Origin of the sequence: Longivirga aurantiaca, from assembly GCF_042660085.1 — a bacterium.
Classification (GTDB): Bacteria; Actinomycetota; Actinomycetes; order S36-B12; family CAIYMF01; genus Longivirga; species Longivirga aurantiaca.
This window is the reverse complement of sequence record NZ_JBHSTI010000049.1, coordinates 1-1668: the sequence shown is the minus strand read 5'-3', so window position 1 is coordinate 1668 and position 1668 is coordinate 1. Positions and strand designations below refer to the sequence as shown.

Here is a 1668-nt window from a genome sequence, read left to right as displayed (position 1 = left end):
CCTCGGTCGCCGAGCGAAGGACGAAGCGGCCGCCCTCGTTGTCCCAGAGGTAGACGAATGCACCGCTGGCGTCGATGGCTCGCACGACGGCCTCGACCGAGCGCTGCAGGAGCGAGACTGCGTCGCGCGACTGGTTCAACGCCTCGACGAGCTCACCGAAGAGCGCCCCGCGGCGCTCGGCGTCCCGCAGCGCCTGGTGCAGGATCTCGACGTCCGCCGCGGCCAGCGCCGCGGCCAGCGCGGCGGCCGACACGCTCGTGCTCTGCTTCCGCGGCAACACTGGACCTTTCACGAGTGGTGTGGCTCGACGATCATCCCTCGGCCATCATCCCTCGGAAGGTGCCCAGTCCGCGACGGATCCCGGCTGCGTCTGGAGCATGGCTACCAGACGTTGCGCGTTCACGCCGACATAGGCGACGACTGCACCCCCGAACGTGGCCTGGTAGAGGGCGCCCTTGGTCGTGGGCACCTCGGCGATGAGATGCAGATCAGCCCCCAGGGGGATGCTGCCCAGCACCTGGACCATCCGTCCGAACTGCCGGGTCCAGAAGTACGGGACCTCGTCCCGACCCGCGCCGTCGCCGAGGATCTCCCGGGCGACCGCTTCGCCGTCGAGCTTGGCTGCGGTCCAGGACTCGCTGCGCACCAGCGAGCCTCCGGCATCACGCTGGAAGGCGAGGTCTCCCGCCGCGAAGAGCCCGACGAAGACGCTGCCGTCGATGTCGACCAGGCGGTGGCGCCGGTCGACGACCGCGGTCCCCACCGGCCCGGCCGGACCCATGAGCATGAGGGGGGCGGGCACGCTGCCTACCGCCGTGATCATGCAGTCGCACACCTCGGGGGCGCCCGTGCTGCGCACCGCCTCGACCCCCGCCCCGTCGCCGAGTGCGGACACGTTCGCGATCTTCGTGCCCAGGAGCAGCCGCACCCCCGCATCCCGCGCCCAGCGGGACACCTCCTCCCCGAGCGCACCGCCGAGCAGCCTCTCCATCGGTGCCGAAGCCGGGTCGACGACGGTGACCTCGGCGCCGTCGGACGCGAGCGTCGACGCGAGCTCGAGTCCGAGGGGCCCGGCGCCCTCGATGAGGAACCGTGACGCGCCGGACCTGCGCAGCTCCTTGACCCGCCGGGCGTCGTCCGCGAACCTCACTGTGATCACGCGGTCGGGACGACCTGGCAGCGTTCGAGCCAGCGACCCCGCCGCGAGCACGATGGTCTCCGCGGTGAGCGTCCGACCCGACGCCAGCCGGACGGCGCGGCCCATGAGGTCGACGGCGACCACGCAGTCCGCGAGCCAGTCCACGGCGCCGGGCGCCCACGGCGGCCGCTGGGTGAGACGGTCATCGTCGGCGAGGAACGCCTTGGTCAGCGGCGGCCGGTCGTAGGGGGCATGGGGGTCCGGGTCGACGACAAGGACGTCGCTCCCCCGCCCGGCATCCTCCAGCGCCTTGGCCACGGTGCAGCCGGCGAGGCCACCCCCGACGACCAGGACGCCGACGTCGGACACGTCAGCCTTCGGAGATGACGATGGCCAGTTCGGGGCAGTTGGCGGCCGCGGTGCGTGCCTTGTCGGCGAGCTCGGCCGGCACCTCTCCGCCCCCCTGCGCGCTGGCGAATCCGTAGTCGTCCACCTCGAAGACCTCGGGGGCGAAGATCATGCAGCGGTTG

Annotated in this window: 2 protein-coding genes and 1 pseudogene; all 3 read right to left on the bottom strand. The window is 72.2% G+C overall.

The window, feature by feature from the left end; genetic code table 11:
* A pseudogene (locus ACFQGU_RS17020) lies at positions 1 to 253 on the bottom strand (hypothetical protein); the annotation flags it as partial.
* Positions 254 to 325: 72 nt separating this feature from the next.
* Positions 326 to 1507: an FAD-dependent oxidoreductase gene (locus ACFQGU_RS17015; protein ID WP_386768889.1), complete on the bottom strand. Its 1182-nt coding sequence runs from the start codon at positions 1505 to 1507 to the stop codon at positions 326 to 328.
* A gap of 1 nt (position 1508) precedes the next feature.
* Positions 1509 to 1658, bottom strand: a complete 150-nt coding sequence (locus ACFQGU_RS17010) for a ferredoxin (RefSeq protein ID WP_386768890.1) — start codon at positions 1656 to 1658, stop codon at positions 1509 to 1511.
* Positions 1659 to 1668: the final 10 nt, after the last annotated feature.

Excerpts from the sequence above, each read along its gene's own strand:
- ACFQGU_RS17010 (WP_386768890.1), bottom strand. The coding sequence starts at position 1,658 with ATGATCTTCGCCCCCGAGGTCTTCGAGGTGGACGACTACGGATTCGCC.